The sequence below is a fragment of the Blastomonas sp. AAP53 genome (assembly GCF_000331245.1).
GTDB lineage: Bacteria > Pseudomonadota > Alphaproteobacteria > Sphingomonadales > Sphingomonadaceae > Blastomonas.
In genome coordinates this window covers 1-21,164 of record NZ_ANFZ01000007.1, presented here as the reverse complement: position 1 = coordinate 21,164, position 21,164 = coordinate 1, and the positions used below count along the sequence as shown (strand labels likewise).

The 21,164-nt window shown below is 62.2% G+C and carries 20 protein-coding genes and 1 pseudogene; 9 read left to right on the top strand and 12 right to left on the bottom strand.

Annotated features, from left to right (window positions below):
- Positions 1-28 precede the first annotated feature (28 nt).
- Complete coding sequence (locus D618_RS17810) at positions 29-1,036, bottom strand: NAD(P)-dependent oxidoreductase (protein WP_193746681.1); 1,008 nt, start codon at positions 1,034-1,036, stop codon at positions 29-31.
- A gap of 224 nt (positions 1,037-1,260) precedes the next feature.
- Between D618_RS17810 and D618_RS0106090 the strand changes: the two genes are divergently transcribed.
- From D618_RS0106090 to D618_RS0106060, 8 genes are all read left to right on the top strand, one after another.
- Positions 1,261-3,468, top strand: a complete 2,208-nt coding sequence (locus D618_RS0106090) for a TonB-dependent receptor (RefSeq protein ID WP_193746680.1) — start codon at positions 1,261-1,263, stop codon at positions 3,466-3,468.
- Positions 3,469-3,610: 142 nt separating this feature from the next.
- On the top strand, positions 3,611-4,648 hold the full coding sequence (locus tag D618_RS0106085; protein ID WP_040370326.1) for an amidohydrolase family protein: 1,038 nt from the start codon (positions 3,611-3,613) through the stop codon (positions 4,646-4,648).
- Between the two features lie 36 nt (positions 4,649-4,684).
- Positions 4,685-6,256, top strand: coding sequence for a fatty acyl-CoA synthetase (locus D618_RS0106080; protein ID WP_040370336.1), 1,572 nt, complete (start codon positions 4,685-4,687; stop codon positions 6,254-6,256).
- Complete coding sequence (locus D618_RS0106075; protein ID WP_017670607.1) at positions 6,228-7,424, top strand: thiolase domain-containing protein; 1,197 nt, start codon at positions 6,228-6,230, stop codon at positions 7,422-7,424. Before D618_RS0106080 ends, D618_RS0106075 begins: the two co-directional genes overlap by 29 nt.
- Complete coding sequence (locus tag D618_RS19290) at positions 7,421-7,798, top strand: zinc ribbon domain-containing protein (protein ID WP_081590431.1); 378 nt, start codon at positions 7,421-7,423, stop codon at positions 7,796-7,798. Before D618_RS0106075 ends, D618_RS19290 begins: the two co-directional genes overlap by 4 nt.
- A 328-nt stretch (positions 7,799-8,126) precedes the next feature.
- A complete protein-coding gene (locus D618_RS0106070; RefSeq protein ID WP_017670606.1) occupies positions 8,127-8,888 on the top strand; it encodes a hypothetical protein in 762 nt (253 codons plus the stop codon).
- Positions 8,889-8,923: 35 nt separating this feature from the next.
- Entirely contained in the window at positions 8,924-10,300 is a 1,377-nt protein-coding gene (locus tag D618_RS0106065; RefSeq protein WP_026091358.1) for an NAD-dependent succinate-semialdehyde dehydrogenase, read from the top strand.
- On the top strand, positions 10,297-11,715 hold the full coding sequence (locus D618_RS0106060) for a dihydrolipoyl dehydrogenase (RefSeq protein WP_017670604.1): 1,419 nt from the start codon (positions 10,297-10,299) through the stop codon (positions 11,713-11,715). The genes D618_RS0106065 and D618_RS0106060 overlap by 4 nt, the downstream gene beginning before the upstream one ends.
- Positions 11,716-11,756: 41 nt before the next feature.
- On the opposite strand, the gene ald is transcribed toward D618_RS0106060, so the two are convergent.
- Complete coding sequence (gene ald, locus D618_RS0106055; RefSeq protein WP_017670603.1) at positions 11,757-12,872, bottom strand: alanine dehydrogenase; 1,116 nt, start codon at positions 12,870-12,872, stop codon at positions 11,757-11,759.
- Between the two features lie 131 nt (positions 12,873-13,003).
- On the opposite strand from ald, the gene D618_RS0106050 reads away from it, so the two are divergent.
- Positions 13,004-13,459, top strand: a complete 456-nt coding sequence (locus D618_RS0106050) for an Lrp/AsnC family transcriptional regulator (protein ID WP_026091357.1) — start codon at positions 13,004-13,006, stop codon at positions 13,457-13,459.
- A gap of 39 nt (positions 13,460-13,498) precedes the next feature.
- Here D618_RS0106050 and D618_RS17805 read toward each other — a convergent pair whose 3' ends face one another.
- From D618_RS17805 to D618_RS17790, 10 genes and pseudogenes are all read right to left on the bottom strand, one after another.
- Complete coding sequence (locus D618_RS17805) at positions 13,499-13,810, bottom strand: hypothetical protein (RefSeq protein ID WP_152414567.1); 312 nt, start codon at positions 13,808-13,810, stop codon at positions 13,499-13,501.
- Positions 13,800-14,846, bottom strand: a complete 1,047-nt coding sequence (locus tag D618_RS17800) for a chemotaxis protein CheB (protein WP_017670600.1) — start codon at positions 14,844-14,846, stop codon at positions 13,800-13,802. Before D618_RS17800 ends, D618_RS17805 begins: the two co-directional genes overlap by 11 nt.
- Positions 14,847-14,884: 38 nt before the next feature.
- On the bottom strand, positions 14,885-15,322 hold the full coding sequence (locus D618_RS0106035; RefSeq protein WP_017670599.1) for a chemotaxis protein CheW: 438 nt from the start codon (positions 15,320-15,322) through the stop codon (positions 14,885-14,887).
- A gap of 31 nt (positions 15,323-15,353) precedes the next feature.
- Complete coding sequence (locus tag D618_RS0106030; RefSeq protein ID WP_081590430.1) at positions 15,354-15,734, bottom strand: response regulator; 381 nt, start codon at positions 15,732-15,734, stop codon at positions 15,354-15,356.
- Between the two features lie 16 nt (positions 15,735-15,750).
- Positions 15,751-16,299: a chemotaxis protein CheD gene (locus D618_RS0106025; RefSeq protein WP_238550597.1), complete on the bottom strand. Its 549-nt coding sequence runs from the start codon at positions 16,297-16,299 to the stop codon at positions 15,751-15,753.
- Positions 16,293-17,330: a chemotaxis response regulator protein-glutamate methylesterase gene (locus D618_RS0106020; protein ID WP_017670596.1), complete on the bottom strand. Its 1,038-nt coding sequence runs from the start codon at positions 17,328-17,330 to the stop codon at positions 16,293-16,295. Before D618_RS0106020 ends, D618_RS0106025 begins: the two co-directional genes overlap by 7 nt.
- On the bottom strand, positions 17,327-18,196 hold the full coding sequence (locus D618_RS0106015; RefSeq protein ID WP_017670595.1) for a protein-glutamate O-methyltransferase: 870 nt from the start codon (positions 18,194-18,196) through the stop codon (positions 17,327-17,329). Before D618_RS0106015 ends, D618_RS0106020 begins: the two co-directional genes overlap by 4 nt.
- Positions 18,193-20,469 (bottom strand): chemotaxis protein CheA, encoded by a 2,277-nt coding sequence (locus tag D618_RS0106010; RefSeq protein WP_017670594.1) that lies wholly within the window; start codon positions 20,467-20,469, stop codon positions 18,193-18,195. Before D618_RS0106010 ends, D618_RS0106015 begins: the two co-directional genes overlap by 4 nt.
- The gene (locus tag D618_RS17795) at positions 20,466-20,735 is read right to left on the bottom strand and encodes an STAS domain-containing protein (protein WP_017670593.1); all 270 of its coding nucleotides are present in this window, start codon (positions 20,733-20,735) and stop codon (positions 20,466-20,468) included. The genes D618_RS0106010 and D618_RS17795 overlap by 4 nt, the downstream gene beginning before the upstream one ends.
- Before the next feature lie 27 nt (positions 20,736-20,762).
- Positions 20,763-21,164, bottom strand: a pseudogene (locus D618_RS17790) (methyl-accepting chemotaxis protein); the annotation flags it as partial.

The following is a 21,164-nucleotide window of genomic DNA, read 5'->3' as shown; positions in this document are numbered from 1 at the left end:
TGGTGGAATGTGAAGTCGTCCGCCCGCCTTAAAGCGACCATTCTGCAAGCGCGTCTGCATTGATCGCAGCCGCCGGTATCGTTCCGCAGCTGACAGCGACCAGATGGTCGATGCCGGTTCGCATCATCCCTTCGCTGCTCTCGCGCGTGTGGCCGATGTCGTGGGGGGTGAGGATCGCGTTGGGCAGATCGAGCAGCGGACTGTCGCAGGAAAGTGGTTCTGCCTCAAAGACATCGAGTGCAATGGCCGATATCCGCCCAGAGCGGACCAAGGGGACAAGTGCACGCTCGTCGATCAGCCCGCCGCGCGCGGTATTGACCAGAATGGCACCCGGCTTCATGCGCCCCAGCCGTTCGGCATCGAGCAGGTGCACGCTGGTGGAATTGAGGCTGGCGAGAGGAACGACGATGTCGCTTTGGGCAATCAGTGTTTCGAGCGGTACGAACTGCTCGCCGTAGCCAGTAGCGGCGGGGGGCCTGCGGGTGTGGACAAGGGTGCTGACCTCCCATCCTTGCAGACGCTTGATCAGGCTGCGGGCAATATTGCCATAGCCAATGATTCCCAGCGTTTTGCCCTTCAACATCCGCGAGCGTTGCCCCTGGACATGCCACTGCCCGTTTCTCAGGCGATTTTGCGCTCCGTCTAGATCATAGAGTGCGGCAAGAATCAGCAGCAGCGTGGCTTCGGCCATGCTTTGGTAGTTCTCTGGAGTCTGGCCGTTCACGACCAGAATGTTGCGTGAGGTGGCCTCGTCCACATCGACGCCTTCGTGGCCGATGGTGAGTACAATGATGGCCCGCAAGCCCGGCGCGCGGTCAAGTTGCGCCTTTGCACAATCGAATCCCGTGCCGACAAGGATCGTCGCCTGTTGCCAGTGGTGGGACGCCACGATGTCGTCCAGCGCGCCCTGATGCGCATGAACGGCGAATCCCAGAGAGGTCAGCCTGGCCAGCAACGGCGCGACGATTTCACCGGTTCCTCCAGGCGTCACAACGACGATGTCCACCTCTGCCTCTCCAAGATCGTTCGTTTTCAACACCATAATTGGTGAAGGGCCCATTTTTTCCAGAGGTTAAACTTGTACGAAAGGTTCGTCTATAGTGTATTGATCATTCCTAGTGGACAGTTTAGTGGTAGGGCAGCGGCAGAGACCAGAATGGTCCGGCTATCATAGGGGAGGACCTGACGATGACGTTTTTTTCCAACAATCGTGCACGTCTCGTGCGGAATGCAGGATGGTCGGCACTGGCAACGGTTCTGATGTCCGCAGCGGGTATCGCGCATGCCCAATCGACGCCCGAAACCGGCAGCCGTGCTGATGGCCGCGAGACCCAGCAGGAACGAAACTCGGCCATGAGCGATGGCGAGATTATCGTCACCGCGCTGAAAGGCGGCGTGAGTGCGCAGAAGGTTCCGGTCACGGTCAACATCGTTTCAGGCGATGCGATCGTCAGCAAGGGACTGACCTCGGTCGAGCAGCTGACAGCGGCGGTTCCCGGCGTACGTATCAACCAGGCGCCCGGCGGCCTGGTCAATCCCGTAGTTCGCGGCCTGGGATCCAGCCCTTCGAACAACTCCTTCGAACAAACCGTCGGTCTGTTCATTGATGGCATTTTTGCCGGCCACCCGCGCGACTATTCCGCAGCGCTGTTCGACCTCGACCGTGTCGAGCTGCTCAAGGGCACGCAGTCTGCGGTGGTGGGCAAGAACACCAGCGTCGGCGCGCTGACCCTCGTGACCCGCAAACCCAATTTCGAATTTGGCGCAGAGGGCTCTTACTACCACGAGTTCGAGCTGGGTACCGATACGCTTAACGCTGCCATCAACGTCCCGCTGTCCGATTCCTTCGCCATCCGCTTGGCCGGTCTTTACAGTAACGAGGGCGGATGGATGCGTTCGGCATTCGGCGGCAAGGATACCCCGTCGGTCGAGCGCACCGCAGTGCGCCTCACCGCACGCTATTCTCCCAATGTCGATCTCGACTGGACCATGTCGTTCCAGTACGCCGACATGTCCCTTGACGGGCAGTTCTTCCGCACCGGCATCGACACGCTGGGCAATTCCCGTCGCAATGCGGTGCTTGGCGGCGATACCGGCTATACCCTGGAACGGTTCACCAGCCGCAACACCTTTCGCACCGGATTCAGCTATCGCGGGCTCGACCGCATTGGTGGAGAGAATGACGGCATCCGGCTGAACTCGACGCTTAATTATTCCTTCGGGGACATCACGCTGACCTCGGTGACCGGCTATTCGGAATATGATGACATCTTCATCATTGACGCGGCCGACATGGTGAACAGTCCGGTCCTGCGCGCAGGCTTTGAAACCGACAAGGCGTTCTCGCAGGAACTGCGTCTTGCGACTGACCCCAGCAAGCCTTTCAGCCTGCTGGTCGGCGGATATTATTACCACGACAAATGGACGTACGAGGATCTGTTCGATTTCAACGGCGCGCAAATGACCGCGCCCTCTTTGGGCGGAGCATTCCAGTCGTCCTACCGCCAGACGACCGAGACATTCTCGCTGTTCGGGCAGCTGCTCTACAAATTCAGCGACCGTTTCCAGGTCAGCGGCAGCGCCCGTGCCGAACGATTCAACAAGGATGGCGACTACAGCGCCCGCACAATCCAGCGTCCAGGTGGCCTGACGATCGCCGTCTACGGCGCCTATCCGGCGTTTTCGCGGACGGGCGGCAAAAGCTATTTCGATTATTCGTTGCAGGGCCAGTATTTCATCACCCCTGACACCAACGTCTATGCGAGCTACTCGACAGGCACCAAGGGCTTCGGTTTTGTCGCCACTCCCACCTCGCCTGGCGGCGTCGTGACCGATCCATTCTTCGATACCGAAAATTCGCGGACGATCGAAGGTGGTATCAAATCCAACTTTGCGCCGGGTTCCTCGATCAATTTCGCGGTGTTCGATACACGGCTGCGCGACTACCAGATTGGCGTCAACCTGGGTACGCGGTTCGTCATCCGCAACGATCAGGTCCGCAGCCGCGGCGCGGAGGCCCAGGTCAACCTGCAGATCATCGACGGATTGCGGGCGAGCATGACCGCAACATATGCGGATGTGAAAAAGATCGGCACACTCCCGGCAAATTCCATTCGCGGCCTGCCTTTTGCTCCCAAATGGAGCGGAATCGCCAATCTGGCCTATGAAACCGGCCTGACCTCCGAGCTGCGGCTGAAATCCGATGTTACCGCCGAGTTCCGTTCTAGTCAGGCCTTGAGCGACGCCACGACCTTTCCCCTCGCGCGTGTGCCGGGTCGGGTCCGCACCGACATCCGGCTAGGCGTCGAGCACGAGCCCAGCGGTGTCGAGGTGGCGCTGATCGTACGCAATCTCTTTGACGTTTATGCATTGAACTACGGATTCAATCAGGCCGGAGCAAGCGGAGCTGCGCAGGTGGCAGAAGAAATGCCGCGCACTATCGGCGTTCAGGCATCCTTCCGGTTCTGATCCGGCAATGTCGCGGGCCGACCTTGAGTGTGCGCAAGCGGCATGAGGTCGGGCCCAATAACAAGTTCAACCAGGTCGCTGGCGGCGGCGCAACGCGTTGCCGTCAGCCAATCCGCTCACTTCCTTTCCCCCAGGAGACAGCATGTACAAGTCAACCAAGGTTCTGGATATTCACGCTCATGTGTCCGCTCCCATGCACGGCACGCCGATGCTGGCCTTCATGCTGGCGTCGAACACCCCTCTCGAAATCGATCCGCGCAGCACGCTGGATTTCAAGCTGGGTTTGACAGAGGAGGGCTGGGAGCAATCGGTTGGCGCGCATGTTCGTCTGCTGGATGATTACAATATCGACGCCCAGCTGATCGGCCCGCGGCCGTTCCTTATGCTGGGCTGGATGAACCATCATCTGCTTCCGGCCTGGACGCGCTACGTCAACAACATGATCTACAAGCACGTAAGCCTCGAGCCGGGCAGGTTCGTTGGTGCTGGCCAGCTGCCGCAGAACGCCGATGCCGACGACCTGTCGCATTGCATTCCGGAGCTTGACCGTTGCGTTGAGGAGCTCGGTTTCAAGGCTGTCTATCTTAGCCCCGATCCCACCGGAGACCGTCGTTCGCCGGGCATGGACAAGCCCTATTGGTACCCGGTCTATGATCGCTGCCAGAAGCATGGCATCCCCATCATAGTCCATGGCACCAACTGCATGGATCCGCGCATCGACATCGTTCCCCACAATTACCAGATCGGCTTCGTCTGGGAACAGTATCTGGCAACTCAGCTGCTCAGCCACAGCGATGTGTTCGACCGCTTTCCCGAGCTCAAGGTCGTCATCTGCCATTGCGGCGGCGCGCTTGACCGGTTCATCAAGGCTGACAAGGCCCACATGTCGCAACGTGACGTGTCGAAGAACCTGTTCTTCGATACCAACGCGCCCGACCTGCATTTCCTGGAAGCTGCCATCAAGCAGAAGACGCCGAACAACATCTGCTTCGGCACCGAAGCGCCCGGTTCGGGCGGCGCCATCCGTCCGGAAACGGGCCGACCCGGCGATGATCTGGTCCCGGTGATAGGAGGCTTCGACTTTCTGACAGAAGCCCAGAAAGTCCAGATATTCCATGATAACGCGTGCCATGTCTGCCCAGGCCTTGGCGCATTGGGCGGTGCCCACAATCATGGCTAGTGTTCAAACGGCAAGTGGTCGGGAAAGGTGGGGGCGATGACGCTACAGGCGCGCAAGGACAGCTTGTCGCACATGCTAAGGCGATCGGCGCTGCGCCACCGGGATCGCCAGGCGATCATTTGCGGTGACGTGGCGTGGAGCTACGCCGATTTCGACGCGGTGGTCGATCAGCTCGCACGCGGACTGGCGTCCCGGAACATCGTGCCGGGCGACCGCGTGGCGGTGCTGGCGCGCAACAGTCACGCATTCATGGCGCTGCGCTTTGCGGTGGCCCGTATCGGCGCGGTCTTCGTGCCGATCAACTTCATGCTGATCGCCGAAGAGGTCCGCTTCATCCTCGAAAACAGCGGTGCCCGGTTGCTGTTTGTCGATTGCACAACAGCCGAAACGGGGTTGGCTGCGGCCCCTGATGCCGTCGAGAGGGTGTTCGGCCTGACACAGGAGGATGGCGGCGAACCCGACAAGTCGGGCGTCGCCTCCTGGCGCGCGCTGCTTGTCGACGGCGCGCCGGTGGAGGATGTCGCCGACCGGCAGGACCTGCTGCAGATCATCTATACCAGCGGCACCGAATCCCGGCCCAAGGGGGCCATGCTCACGCACGATGCGGTGCTCCTCGAATATCAAAGCTGCATCATCGACGGCGAGTGGACGCGCGATACGGTCACCGTCCATGCGCTCCCGCTGTTTCATTGTGCGCAGCTTGATGCGATGATCGGCCCGGCGCTGCAAATCGGGGCGATCAACGTCATCACGGCGAGCCCAGCTCCTGAAAACGTGATCCCTTTGCTGGACCGTTTCGCCGCGACAGCCTTTTTCGCACCGCCCACCGTGTGGATCTCGCTGCTGCGATCGCCGCTGTTTGATTTGCATGACCTGTCGCGCCTTGAACGGGGCTTTTATGGCGCCTCGATCATGCCGCGCGAGGTCATCGCCGAAATGCAGCGGCGCCTGCCGAGGCTGCGGCTGTGGAATTTCTATGGCCAGACTGAAATTGCGCCGGTTGCCACCGTGCTGTTTCCCGAAGAACATGCCGCCCGCATCGGTTCGGCCGGTCGTGCGACGATCAACGTCGAAACCCGCGTGGTCGATGACAACATGGATGACGTCGCGCCTGGAGACGTGGGCGAAGTGGTGCATCGCTCTCCCCAATTGCTGATCGGCTATTGGAATGACCCTGAGCGAACGGCCGAAGCCTTTGCCGGCGGCTGGTTCCACAGCGGAGACCTCGCGACGATCGATGCAGAAGGTTACCTGACGATTGTCGATCGCAAGAAGGACATGATCAAGTCGGGCGGCGAGAATGTGGCATCACGCGAAGTGGAGGAGGTGCTCTACACGCACCCGGCGGTGTCAGAGGTTGCAGTCATCGGATTGCCGCATCCGGTGTGGATCGAGGCGGTGACTGCGTTTGTCGTCCTGCGTGCCGGATTGTCGTGCGATGAAAGCGATATCCGCGCGTTCTGCTCGGCGCGGCTGGCCGGGTTCAAGACCCCCAAGGCGGTCCATATCGTCGATGCCCTGCCGCGTAATGCCAGTGGCAAGATACTCAAGCGCAACTTGCGCGAATGGGCACTGGCCGATGGCGCTGGCGACAGTGCAGGCGGATGAGACAGCGCGAGTGAAGGACGCAAACAGCTTTATCGTCGGCTTGTACGAACATCCGACACGGAAGGCCGAGGGCTTGACCCGGGCGCGTCTTCACGCAGATGTCGCCCATGGGGCACTGGCCGACGCGGGTCTGTCGCTGGGCGATGTGGACGGCTATTTTTGCGCGGCGGATGCGCCCGGCCTGGGTGCGTTGGCCATGGGTGAATATCTGGGGCTCAACAACCTGCGGTATGCCGACAGTACCGAGACCGGCGGCTCGTCCTATCTGTTCCACGTGCAGCATGCCATGGATGCGATCCGGGCGGGGCATTGCAACGTAGCCTTGATCACGATGGCCGACAACCAGATGGGCGAGAGACGGCCGTTCGGATTGACTGGGCCCGACGTTGGGTCATCACCCGATATCGCTTTTGGGGGGCTGATCCCCACGCCGCTCTATTCGATGGTCGCTGCGCGGCACATGTACGAATACGGGACCACCAGCGAACAGCTCGCATGGATCAAGGTCGCTGCTTCGCATCATGCCCAGCACAATCCGCACGCATTGCTGCGCAATGTCGTGACCGTGGATGACGTGCTCGCCTCACCGCTGGTCTGCGATCCGTTGCATCGTCTGGACTGTTGCGTGATGACCGATGGTGGCGGCGCCGTCATTGTGGCGCGAGAAGAGATCGCCCGGACGCTCGGCAGGCCGCTCGTCCGGGTGCGCGGAAGTGGCTGTGCCGTCGGCCACCGCAATGGCGGACGGTTTGACCTGACCAGCACGGCCGGCGTCCGATCGGCTAACGAGGCGTTTCGGGAGGCAGGTATCGAACGCGCCGATATCAAATACGCCTCGCTATACGACAGCTTCACGATCACGGTGCTCGTCCAGATCGAGGACATCGGTTTTTGCGAAAAGGGCAAGGGCGGCGCCTTTGTGTCCGACGGAAACCTCATTTCAGGCGTGGGCAAGTTGCCGTTCAACACCGATGGTGGCGGGCTGTGCAGCAACCATCCTGGCAATCGGGGCGGAATGACAAAACTGCTTGAGGCCGCTCGCCAGATCCGCGGCACTTCCCATCCCGCAGTGCAGGTACCCAATTGTGATCTGGCACTGGCGCATGGCACGGGTGGTGCAATCGGTGCTCATCACGGTTCATCGACCATCATTCTGGAACGGATGTGAACGCTGTAATCCCTGGGTCGGATGCCGAAGACATCACGGCGTATCATGATGCGCTGAAGCGCGGCCAATTGCTCGTGCGTAGCTGCGATTCGTGCGGAACCTGTCACCACTATCCACGCAGCTACTGTCCTTACTGCGGCAGCGGCGCAACCGCATGGAGGCAGGCTACAGGGCTCGCCGAAGTATATTCCATCACGATCTGGCGGACCAAGGCGGGGATGACTGTGCCCGCATACGTCAAGCTGGCTGAAGGACCAACGGTTCTAGCAATCATTGACGGCGATGATGCACAAACAGTTCGCATTGGGGATGTGGTTCGTTTTTGCGGAGTCAATCTAGGCAGCGGTCTGCCGGGGTTTGCCCACGACATCTGAGCATCAGCGCAGCTGTCCAAGAGCGGGTCGGCCATCAGGGCAACAATTCGTCAGCCGCTCCTGAATGACCGGGGCGAGGCGTTGGTCCGCCAGGCAATGCTGACGATCCGCACCGCGCGAGGAACTGGATAGGCCCAGGAGCGCCCGATCAGTCTGGGCCTGCCGACCAGCGTTTGCCCGCTGCAGGGTTCTCGATCGCTTTATGTATCGAGCAAATGTCGTTCCGGCACCGCGCACGGTGCGGGCTGTCTGGTCGCTGCCGGAACTGCCTTGGGGGCGGCTGCGTAGAGGTGGTGTCGCATGATGAGCGGCTGAAAACGGAGGTTCGGTGGACCGGCTGCACGACGATTTCTGGAATTTCCGTGGTTCATTCAAGATCGCAAGGCTGATCGACATCGGAACGCACATGTCGCTCGTGCGACGGGCGAACGGTCGGTTCGTCGTGCTCGACAGCTATGCCCTGGATGACAAGGATCGCGCCGAGCTGGATCGTCTGACGGATGGGGGACGCAAGGTTGATGCCATCATCAATGTCCATCCCTTCCACACGCTGCACTGCGCCGCGCTGCTCGATTTTCTGCCTGGCGTCCGGCTGATCGGGACCAGGCGTCATCACGAAAAGCTGCCGAACCTGCCCTGGGACCCGGCCATGATAGAGGATGGCGCGACCCAGAGCGAATTCGCAGCAGACTTCGATTTTTCCATTCCCGTCGGCGTGGATTTCGTCAGTCCGGACGAAAAGGTGCATGTCGCCTCGGTTCTGGTGCGGCACCGCGCCAGCGGTATCGTGCATGTCGATGATACGATCAACGTGTTCGTGCCTCCAGGCCTGTTGAGTGTAATCCTGCCCGAACCCCGGCTGCGCTTTCATCCGATGCTGGCCAAGGCGTTGCAGCAGCGCAGTGGCGCCGCCGATGATTATGCCCGCTGGGCGCGCCAGCTTGCAGAGGATTGGGCCGGCACCAAGACCGTTTGTACCGCGCATTCAGCGGTCCGGTCGCTGCCCCCCACTGGCTGGCATACTGAAATTCTCAAGGCGCTGAATGATGTCGAGGACAAGCTCGACAGCCACCGCGCCACCCACGGCTGATCAGGCCGCAACCTACCCCACCTTTGGAGATGAACATGACTGACCGCAGCTTTCAGACGATCAACCCGCTGACCGAAGAGCCGATCGAGACATACCATTACATGTCGGACGACGAGGCGACGCAGGTCGTCGAGGCCAGCCATGCGGCGTTTCTCGATTGGCGCATGCAGAGCCTTGAGGCGCGCGCCGAAGTGATCGGCCGAATTGCCGACGAACTGCGCGCTTCGAAGCAGGAATTCGCGCAATTGATGACCGGGGAGGTTGGCAAGCTGCTGCGTGACAGCCTGCAGGAGGTCGACCTGGTCGCCGGGATCTGCGATTATACCGCAAGCAACGGTCCCAAGGCGCTCGCCGAACAGAAGCGGCAGACGCAGGATGGAGATGGCTACGTCACCCACGCGCCGATCGGGGTGGTCTACGGCATCCAGCCCTGGAACTTTCCCGCCTATCAGGCGGTGCGATATTCGATTGCCAGCCTGATGGCGGGCAATGGCGTGCTGCTCAAGCATGCCGAAAGCTGCACCGGCAGCGGGCTGTTCCTGCGTGACCTGTACGAGCGCGCCGGCTTGCCCAAGGGGTTGTTCGGCGTGCTGATCATCGATCATGACCAGTCCGATCGGGTGATCGAGCACAAGCATGTGCGCGGCGTGACGCTGACCGGAAGCGACAAGGCTGGCCGCGCTGTTGGCGCCAAGGCCGCGTCAGTGGTCAAGAAGACCGTGCTCGAGCTGGGATCAAACGACGCCTATCTGGTGCTCGACGATGCCGATCTGGAGCTTGCGATCAAGACGTGCGTGCAGGGCCGCATCTACAACAACGGACAGACGTGCGTGAATGCGAAGCGCTTCATCGTCACCGAGGCCCATTACGATGCTTTCGTGAAGGGCTATGTCGACCAGTTCGAGGGCCTGAAGATGGGCGATCCTACTGCAGAGGATTCTCAGCTCGGCCCGCTGGTATCGAAGCGCCAGCGCGATTCGCTGCACGATCAGGTGGAAAAGAGCGTCGCCAAGGGCGCGCGCGTGCTGACTGGCGGGCAAGTGCCCGACCGCAAGGGCTGGTTCTACCCGCCCACCGTGCTGGTCGATGTCGAGCCTGGCCAGCCAGCCTATGACGACGAGCTGTTCGGCCCTGCTGCCTCGATCATTCGCGCCAGGGACGACGAGGATGCGATGCGGATCGCCAACGACAGCCGCTATGGGCTGGGCGGCGGCATCTTCTCGCGCGATGTCGAACGTGCCAAGGAGCTGGCGGCGAAGCATTTCGATACCGGCATGGTGTTCATCAACAACTTCAACGTCGCTTCGCCCGACATGCCGTTCGGCGGGGTGAAGGACTCCGGCTATGGCCGCGAGCATGGTGATGAAGGCTTCAAGGAGTTCGTCAACGCCAAGGCCATCCTGGTTGCATGAGCAACGGGGACAGTCTGCGCTGTGATGTCGCGGTGATCGGGGCCGGCACCGCCGGCCTCGCTGCCGAACGCGCGGCGCGCAAGAACGGCGCATCGACGCTGCTGATCGATCCCGACTTCAATGGGACGACTTGCGCCAACGTCGGCTGCATGCCGTCCAAGCTGCTGATAGCTGCAGCCAAAGCGCGGCACGCGGTGGACCGTGCCGCGATTTTTGGCGTAACTGTTGGCGAGGTCACCCTCGAAGAAGCAGCCGTCATGCAGAGGGTCCGCGACGAGCGCGATCGCTTTGTCGCATCCACGCGCAAGACCATCGCCGATATTCCCGAAGGCGTCCGGCTACGGGGCAGGGCGAAGTTCACCGCTCCCGGTCAGCTGTTGCTGGACGATGGGCGCACGATCAGCGCGCGGACGATCATCATCGCCACCGGATCGCGCCCATTGCTGCCAGAGCCGTTCGCGGCGCTGGGCGAGCGTGCGCTGACGAATGAGAATGTCTTTCAGCTCACGAGTTTGCCGCGACGGCTTGCGGTCGTCGGATCGGGTGCGATCGGGCTGGAAATGGCGCAGGCCTTTGCCCGGCTGGGCATTCACGTGACGCTGTTCGACACATCCAAGACCATGGCCAAGCTGCGCTGCCCCCGTGTCCACGCCGCGCTGCAAGACATCCTTGCGCGTGATATCGAGCTGCATCTCGGCGTCGAGGTGACCCCCGAGCGCGACGGCGATGACGTCGTCCTGCGCTGGACGGGGAGCGGCGAGGGCAGGGCTACATTCGACCATGTCTTCGTCGCCGTGGGACGCCCCCCCATGCTGGACGGGCTGGCGCTCGACAAGGCCGGGTTGCAGCTCGACGACAAGGGCATTCCGGTACACGACCGCGGCACCATGCGCTGCGGCGACAGCCAGATCTTTCTGGCCGGCGATGTGGCTGCGGACCTTCCGTTGCTGCATGAGGCGTCGCACGACGGCGCGATCGCCGGGCGCAACGCGGCTGCCTATCCGGCGCCGGTGCGGATTGATCGCTATGTGCCGTTCAGCATCACCTTCACCGATCCCCCGGTTGTCAGCATCGGCGCGGCAGAAGAGGACGGCGCGGTCAGCGGCACGGCCGACTTCTCGGATCAGGGCCGGGCAAAGGTTGAGGCTTGCAACGAGGGCGCACTGACACTCTATGCCGCCGCGCCCGATGGCGTGCTGATCGGTGCCGATCTTGTCGCGCCTGCCGGCGAGCATCTGGGACACCTTCTGGCATGGGCGATCCAGCAGAAGATGACTGCAACACAGCTGCTCGAAATGCCCTTTTATCACCCGACGATCGAGGAAGGGTTGAAGCAGGCACTGCGCACGGTCTGCGCCGCGACGCCGATTGCGATACCTGAAAACCAGGACGCCGGATCGCCGGCGGGCGCCTGACAGCGCTCCGCCGTGATTCCGGAATGTGAGCCCGTCTGCGTTCAGCCCAGCAACGAGGACACGGGAACGTAATCATGGCCCAGATCGCGCGCGACAGCCTCGTAGGTGATCTGCCCTTCGTGCACGTTCAGTCCGGCGGCGAGATGCGGGTTGGCCTTGAGCGCACCCTTCCAACCCAGATCGGCGATGCGCAGCGCGTGCGGCAGCGTGACATTGTTGAGCGCATAGGTGCTGGTCCGCGCCACGGCACCCGGCATGTTGGCGACGCAATAGTGCACCACGCCGTCGACGATATAGGTCGGATCGGCATGGGTGGTCGCCTTGCTGGTCTCAAAGCAGCCACCTTGGTCGATCGCGACATCGACCAGCACCGCGCCCGGCTTCATCGTCTTCAGCATCTCGCGGGTGACGAGCTTGGGGGCGGCGGCTCCGGGGACGAGCACGGCACCGATAACCAGATCAGCCTCGGCGATTTCGGCAGCCAGCGCGGCGCTGCCCGAATAGAGCGTGCGGCTGCGACCTTCGAAGTGGCTGTCGAGCCGTTCAAGCACGAGGTTGTCGCGGTCCAGAATGGTGACGTTGGCACCCAGGCCGACCGCCATCTGCGCGGCATTGAAGCCGACCACGCCGCCACCGATCACGACTACCTTGGCCGGCAGCACGCCGGGAACACCGCCCAGCAGCACGCCGCGGCCGCCATGGGCCTTTTCCAGCGCGGTGGCGCCAGCCTGGATCGACATGCGTCCGGCGACCTGGCTCATCGGCTTGAGCAACGGCAGCGAGTTGTCCGCGCCGGTCACGGTTTCATAGGCGATCGCGGTGACGCCGGACTTCACCAGATCGGCGGTCTGGTCGGGGTCGGGCGCTAGGTGCAGATAGGTGTACAGGATCTGGCCCTGGCGCAGCTGCGCGCGTTCAACTGGCTGCGGTTCCTTGACCTTCACCACCATTTCGCATTCGGCGAAGATCTCCGAGGCGTTCGTCTTGATGACGGCGCCTGCGGCTTCGTAGGCCTCGTCGGATGCGCCAATGCCGTTGCCGGCGCCGGCTTCGACCCACACATCATGGCCATGCGCCACCAGTTCGCGCGCGCTCTCCGGTGTCAATCCAACCCGGTATTCGTGGTTCTTGATTTCTGTGACAGTGCCGACGCGCATGGGGAGCCTCCGTGATATGAACAGAACCGCATGCTATACCAGAATCTCAGGGTAATCTTGCCAAAGGAGGTGGACGGCGGCGCGATAAGTGATAAATCTGCCCGCAGAGACTGCCAAATATGGGAAATTTTGTGGATCGTATCGACCGGCTGCTGTTGAACGCCCTGCAGACCGACTCGTCGCGATCGCTGGCCGATCTTGCCGAGGAAATCGGGACATCGACATCAGGCTGTCAGCGCAGGATCAAGTCGCTCGAGGCGGCCGGGTTGATCATGGGTTTTTCGGCCAGGCTCGATCCGCAGCGGCTGGGGTTGAAGCTGCAGGCGTTTGTCGAGATCACGCTCAACAGCCAGAGCCGCGAGTCAATGGATCGCTTTGAACAGGCGGTCGGGGATTTCGAGGACATTCTTGAATGTCATCTGATGTCGGGAAGTGCCGACTATATTCTCAGGATCGCGGCGCATGATCTGGAGCAGTTCGACCGGATCCATCGCGAATGTCTTGCGCGGTTGCCGGGGGTCAGCGCGATGCGCTCGAGCTTTGCCATCCGCACCATAAAGCGGTGGCGGGGGTATCCGACCGGCTAGGCGCGGGGGGCGGTGCCTTCGTGTCGGTTTTTCGGTCTGTCAGGCGTTGCCGAAAAGGATGTCGTCTTCTTCGCTGTCCGGTTCGCCGAACGCCTCATTGGCCGGACGATAGGCGCTGGCAATCCATTCCAGCCGGCATGTGGACAGGGAGTGCGCCAGATCGTCCGAATCGAGAATGTCGGCAAGGGCGATCTGGCGTTGTGACAACAGGTCGATGTCCTGCAGCAGCGTGATGTTGCGGGTCATGACTTCGGCATCGGCGCACAGGGCAGACCCCACGCGCTCGGTCAGGCCGCCTGTCGAGCGTAGCAGGTCTGCTATCACTCGCAGGGCCATTCGGTCATGCAGCATTCTGCGATGCCTCTTCCACAGGGCACAACGCCGGGCCGAACTGGCTGGGCTGCACGAAGTTCATGATGCCCTTGGCGATTGCGGCACCGATCATCTCGGGGATGATGGCGGTTTCGGGTGATTGCAGCAGGCATTTGCCTTCTACCCCGCGCAGGGCCGCCATGCCGGCTGCACCATCTTCGCCGCCGCCCGAGAGCAGCAGGCCGATGCCCTTGCCGCCCACGGTCTTGGCAAGCGAGGCGAGCAACAGGTCGGCAGAAGGACGCGCGCCGTTGACCGGATCGCGCCCGACCAGTCGGATGCGACCGTTCGGCCAGCTGTCGATCACGACATGGTAGAACGGATCGATGGCGACATGGACGACGCCAGGCTCGAGCAGCGCACCATCTTCGGCGATCTTGATCTTGGCCCGGCAATCGCGGTTGAGATTGCCGACCAGCGAGGCCGACAGGGCCTCGTCGATGGCCAGCGAAACGATCGTTGGCGGGCAGTTGGTCGGCAGGCTTGTCACCGCCATTGTCGCTGGATCGATCGAGCCCATGCCGCCGGCGATGGCGAGCACCTGGCCGTTCCAGCGATAATTGAACGATGCGCTGATATCGACAGCGTCCTTGGACTTGCGCTGCGCATTCAGATTGGTGCGCGCGGCGGTCAGCACCGTCTTGCACAATTTGCCCGAAATCTTGGCAAACTCTTCGGCGGTTGCCTTTTGCGGCTTCGGGAAGCAGTCGACCGCGCCCAGCTCGATCGCGCGCAGCGAGACATCCGCACCCTTCTGGGTCAGCGTGGACAGCATCACCACCGGGATTGGTCGATCGGCCATCAGCTCCGCCAGAAAGTCGATACCGTTCATGCCCGGCATTTCGATGTCGAGCGTCAGCACATTGGGGTGCAACTCGGCCATCATTTCGCGGGCTTCCACGACATCGCGTGCCGCTCCGAGCACGGTGATGTTCTTGTCTTTCTCCAGAGCGCTGGAGAAAAGCGCGCGCATAGTGATCGAGTCATCGACGATCAGGACACGAGCAGTGGTCATGGTAACAACCCTTCAGTTTTGATATGAATGTTAAGATTTCAAGCTGCGTCGCGGTATTCCAGCTCATGGGTCAGGGCGGCAAGGTCCAAAACCATAACCATCCGATCGTCGAGAGATGCCAGTCCTTCCAGGAACGGCAGCACCTCATCGCCGGTGGTCGGCGGCGGCTGCAACGCGGCCTGATCGAACGTCACGATATCGCGCACGGCATCGACAATCATGCCCTTGAGCTGGCCGTTCACTTCGGTGACGATGATGACATGACGCTCGCCGGGATTGGACTTGTTCCATCCAAGGCGCGCAGCCAGATCGATCACCGGCAATACAATGCCGCGCAGATTCACCACGCCCGCCACAAAGTCCGGCACACGCGGCAGACGGGTCGTTGGTGACCAGGCGCGGATTTCACGGATGCCCATGATGTCGATTCCGAAGGTCTGGCCTTCGACTTCAAACGTAATAAGCTGACGGTTCATGTTGATTCCCCAAGAGTACGATATCGTAAAATCAGTGCGTTACCCTGCGCACCGCTGCGGCCAGCTTGGCCGCGTCAAACGGTTTGACGATCCAGCCAGTCGCACCTGCACGGCGCGCCTGCGCTTTCTTTTCTTCTGAAGCCTCGGTGGTGAGCACCAGGATCGGGCGGCCATCATGGATGGCGTCGCGACGCAGGTTCTCGATCAGGCCAAAGCCATCCATGCGGGGCATGTTGATGTCGGTGATCACGACATCGCATTCGTTTTCCTTGAGCCAGTCCAGCGCGGAAACGCCGTCGTCGGCCTGGTCCACGTGAAAGCCTTCCGCTGTCAGCGCATGCATCAGCAATGCCCGCATGCTGGGGCTGTCATCCACCGTCAGAATGCGGGTCTTATCCGGAGCGCAAGTCATCTTCTCGATCCTCTTCTCAGAACAGCTCAATATCGCCGTGATCTTCACGAATTTTTGGTGTCGGCAGGTCTTTGGGTGCCATGGTGTTGTCGACAATCTTGCAACGCGCCATGCCATGGTAGGGGCGGAAATCGACACGTCTGGCCGATGGCCCCCCCAGGGACTGGCTGACCAGCGGAATGCCTTCCGCCTTCAGGAACGAGTGAGCAAACTCGGCATTGGCCGTGCCAATCCAGCTCATTCCGCTCGACATGTTAGCGCCCCCGTAAAGATGTGCCCGCAGCATCCGGCGATCGGCACCATATGCGAGCATTTCGTTGATAAGCACTTCCATAAGGTAAACGCCGTAATGTTCGTCGAGCCCGGCGTCGTTTCCGGGGCTGGCGAGCAGGAAGTGGTTCATACCACCGACGTTGTTCGATGAATCGAACAGGCAGCAGGCGATGCAGCTTCCCAGCACTGTCGTCAGCTCCAGCCGAGGATCGCCGCTGACCCGCGCCTGGCCCTGCATGACCATCAAGCGGACCCGCTTGTGCTTTGAAAAGTCTATTGTTTCCATCAACATAGCGCATTTCCTGCAAACGCATGCTGGGCGATGCGATGGATCGGCGCGACCATTCTGGCCGCACCCAGGGCAATTGCCGCGCCGGGCATGCCGAACACCACCGATGTCGATTCGTCCTGCGCGATGGTCATCGCACCGGTTTCTGCCATGGCCAGCAGGCCCTGCGCGCCATCGCTGCCCATGCCGGTGAGCTGAATGCCCAGCGCATCGGGGCCCAGATTTTCTGCAACCGAATGGAACAGCATGTCGACGCTGGGGCGATGGCCGCTGACCTTGGGGCCGGGCCGCGCGCGCACATAGATGCCGTTGCTGGCATTGCCGCGCACTTCCATGTGACGTTCGGTGCCCGGCGCGATATAGATATGGCCAGCCTTTACCGGCAGGTCCGGCTCGGCGATCATCACCTTGGGCGCACACACCGTATCAAGACGACGGGCAACCGCTTCGGCGAATGCGCCATTGATGTGCTGGACGACCATGGTCGGCGGGCAATCGGCGGGGAACTGGCTGAGCAGAACGTGGAGCGCCTCCACCCCGCCGGTCGAAGCGCCGATCGCGATCAGCCTGGTGCGTGCGGAGCCCATTTTCTGGCGAGGAGCGGGCGCGGCGCGCGCGTTGTCGTGCGCCTGCACCTTGGCCTGTGCTGCGTTGCGGATCATTTCGGCCAGCCGTCCCTGATCGGACACCAGCAGATTGCCGGCAGCACCGCTGGGTTTGGCATAGCATTCGACCGCGCCGATTTCGAGCGCACGCGCCGTCATCGCCGAGCCACTCTCGGCCAGACCGGACACGATCACCACCGGCGTGGGACGCAGCGTCATCAGCTTTTCCAGAAACTCGAGCCCGCTCATGCCCGGCATCTCGATGTCGAGCGTGACGACGTCGGGGTTGAGTTCCTTGATCTTGGTGCGCGCCTCGCGCGCGTCGACGGCCGTGCCCACGACCTCAATGCCTGGTTCCGGGCGCAGGGCCTCGGTCAGCAACGCACGCATGGTGGGCGAATCATCGACGATGAGGACACGAATACTCATGCGCTATCCTTAACGTAAATAGTCTTACCGATTTGCGTAAGACAGGCCGTCGCCGGGCCAATAACCCGCTCGCTGTGGCCAATATAAAGATGCCCGCCGGGTAGGAGATGCTCAGCGAAGCGCGACACCAGCCGTTCTTTTGTTGGCTGGTCGAAATAAATCATGACGTTACGGCAGAAGATGACATCAAACTGCCGCCGCATGGGCCAATCATGCAACAGGTTCAGCCGATTGAAGCTGACCAGCTGGCGGACCTGCGGATTGATGGTGGTGGTCGCACCTTGTGCCTGGGTCCACAGCCTGCGCAGCTCGGCCGGCATGGCAGAGATGCCTTCGGTGGGGTATGTCGCCGCGCGGGCAGCGTTCAGCACGTTGTCGTCCAGATCGGTCGCCAGAATGCGCAGGTCCGTTTCTGCCAGCATTCCGGCCATGCGCGAATCCTCGCCCAGCAGCGTGGTGACGATCGACCAGGTCTCCTCGCCACTGGAACACCCGGCAGACCAGATCCGCACCGGATGGCCATGGCGTGCCTTGGCGATAAGCCCGGGCGCGACCGATTCGCTGAGATGATCGAAATGGTGCTCTTCGCGGAAGAAATAGGTGTGGTTGGTGGTCAGCGCGCAGATGACGCGGCGGAGCTCCTCCTCGTTCTGCCGCAGCCCGGCGAGATAGTCGGTAAAGGTGGTGAAACGCGATTCGCGCACCAGCGGGGCAAGGCGCGAATAGACCAGCATCGATTTTGCCGGCACCAGCACGATGCCCGCAGTCTCGTGCGCGATCCGCTGCACCGTGGCGAAATCCTCGGGCGAGTAGACCGCGCGGCTGATCCCCGGCAGCGTTTCAAAGGAGAGGGACTGAGCGTTCACGCGACTTCCCGGTAGCTCTGCGTTCCGGCCTCTGCGGCGACCAGACCGTCAATGTCGACGATCAGCGCGACGCGGCCGTCACCCAGGATGGTCGCACCGGCCACGCACTCGACCGAGCGGTAGTTGGCGTTGAGGCTCTTGATGACGATCTGGCGCTGATCGACGATCGAATCCACCAGCAGGGCGGCTTGTCCTGCAAGTTCGGTATCGACGATGATCAGAACCGCCTGGGTGGGGTCGCTGACCTGTCCGTCGAGGCCCAGCGCGCGGGCTATATCGACAACCGGAATGAACCGGTCGCGCGCCTTGAGCATCAGGCGGCCGTTGCCCAGCCGCTGGATGTCCGACGGGCCCGGACGCAGGTTCTCGACGATGTGCGACAGCGGCAGCACGAGCGTCTGCGATCCGACCGTCACGGTCATGCCATCGGCAATCGCGAGCGTCAGCGGCAGGGTGAGGATGAAGCTGGTGCCGGCACCCGGTTCGGTCTTGACGGTGATGCGACCGCCCAGATCCTTCACGTTCTGGCGCACCACATCCATGCCGACGCCGCGACCCGAGATGCTCGAGACCACTTCTGCGGTCGAGAAGCCGGGCGCGAAGATCAGGTTGTTGATCTCGTCAGGCGACAGGTTGGCATCGGGCGCAACAAGGCCCTTTTCGACGGCCTTTTTCAGAACCTTGGCCTGGTCGATGCCGCGGCCATCGTCGTCGATGCGGATCAGGATGCGGCCCGAACGCTGCTCGGCCGAAATGCGCAGCGTACCTTCAGGGTCCTTGCCCGCAGCAGTGCGCGTTTCGGCATCCTCGATGCCATGGTCGGCAGCGTTGCGGATGAGGTGGGTCAGCGGATCACCCAACCGTTCGATGATGGTCTTGTCGATTTCGGTCGATTCACCCGAAACCTCCAGCCGGATGTTCTTGCCGGTGCTGGCCTGCAGGTCGCGCAGCAGGCGCGGAATGCGGCTGAACACGGTGCTGATCGGCTGTGCGCGGATCGCCATGGCGCGTTCCTGCACATCGCGGGTCAGCGATTCGAGCATCGCCAGTTCGCTGCTGTTGCGCAGGCCATGCATGCCCATGTGCTGGCCCAGCATCGCTTGCGCGATCATCATTTCGCCCACGGTATCGATCAACTGATCCAGCTTGCGCAGGTCGATGCGGACCGACTGGGACACAGGTGCGGCGGGCGCGGCAGGTGCTGCAGCCGCTGCGGGCACGGCAGGTGCCGCGGCCGCAACCGGTGCAGCAGGCGCGGGCTGCGTTGCGACGAGGACCGGCTTGGCGGGTTCGGCTGCGGCAGCGGGCGCTGCGACCGGTGCAGCAGGGGCGGGCGGCGCGGCAGCGACCACCGGCTGTTCGGGTGCCGGTGCTGCGACCGGCGCAGCTTCGGCGACGGGCGGTTCGGTCGCCGCGCTCGGCGCTTCCGGCGCTGCAGCTTCGGGTACCGAAGCGCCAGTGTCGATGTTGACGAACAGGTCGTCGCCGGAAAATCCGAACACGTCCTCGATGGCGTCGCGATCGACTTCGCCGGGAAGCGTGACTTCCCAGCTGAGATACGCGGCCTGCGGATCGAAGGCATCAAGATCGGGAAGGGCGCTGGTGTCCAGCCGGACGGTGCTGTCACCCAGCGCGCGCAGTTCGCGCAGCAGCAGCAGTGGCTCGCCGCCGTTCAGCATCGCGGCTGGCTGCGGCGTGACGCCGATGCGCCAGGCGGGCTTGGAGGGCGCGATGTCGGTCGCGATGTCGTTCAGCATCGCATCGAGGTCGAACGCCAGATCGTCGTAGCTTTCGGCCTCAGCAGCCGGAGGGTCCGAAGCTTCGGGAACGCTGGGTTCCACCGGTGCGGCCTCGACCGGGGCAGCGACCACGGCCGCAGTTTCGGCCGATGCAGCGTTACCGGCCTGCGCAGCAGCAAGCTGGGCGATCATCGCCGCGTCATCAGGCGCAGGTTCACCGTTCAGTGCGCGGCCAACATGGTCGCCCAGAAGGTCAAGCGCGCGCAACAGCAGCGACAACAGGTCCTCGGACATCGGCAGGATGCCATCGCGAACGTCCGAAAGGAGCGTTTCGAAGCCATGGGTGTAAACCTGCAGCGCGGTATAGCCGAACGCGCCGGCTCCGCCCTTGATCGAGTGGACCGAACGGAAAACGTCGTTCACCGCGTCCATGTTGTCAGGTGACGTCTGGCAAACGGTCAGGGCCCGTTCGGCAGAGGCCAGCGCTTCTTCGCACTCGGCAAAGAAGATCGTGCGAATTTCTTCGTTCGTCATGACGGCATCCCAATTCCGCTCAGCGTATCCGGGTCAGCTCCTGCCCCGGCGAGCGTTGTGCGCATTTTTTCAGACATAATGATGGTCAGCGAATGCCCGGTCCTGGTGGCGGTCTGGCGAGCGCTCAACAGCAGCTGCAGCATGGCCTGGCCAAGTTGCGAGACATCGGTGCCATCGATTTCCACCGGACCCTTCAGCAGATAATTGCGCAGCTCCGGGTGGAATGTGATCGCCGCAGGGCGGTCGCAACGGCTGGGCAGTGTCATGTGACGCATCAACCTGTCTCCTTGGGATCAGAATTCGGACCAATCGTCCTGGGTCTCTTCGACCTTCAGGGCGAGGTTGCCCGATACCATCGGCATGCGGGCGGGTGGCGTGCGACGGGCGCTGCGGGCGGGGGCAGGCGACGCCTTGGCGGCCTGTCCTTGCCCGGCGCTGAAGCGCTGGACGACGTTGGTGAGGTCGGTGGCCTCTTCGGCCAGGCTGCGCGCTGCGGCGTTCGATTCCTCGACCATCGCGGCGTTCTGCTGCGTCATCTTGTCCATCTCGCTGACGGCCATGTTGACCTGCTGCAGGCGCGCGGCCTGGGTCTGGGTGGAGGACGAGATCTCTGCGACGCGGACGTTGATCGCGGCGACGCGGTCGCTGATCTGCACCAGCACCGATCCGGTCTCGTCGACCAGCGCCACGCCATC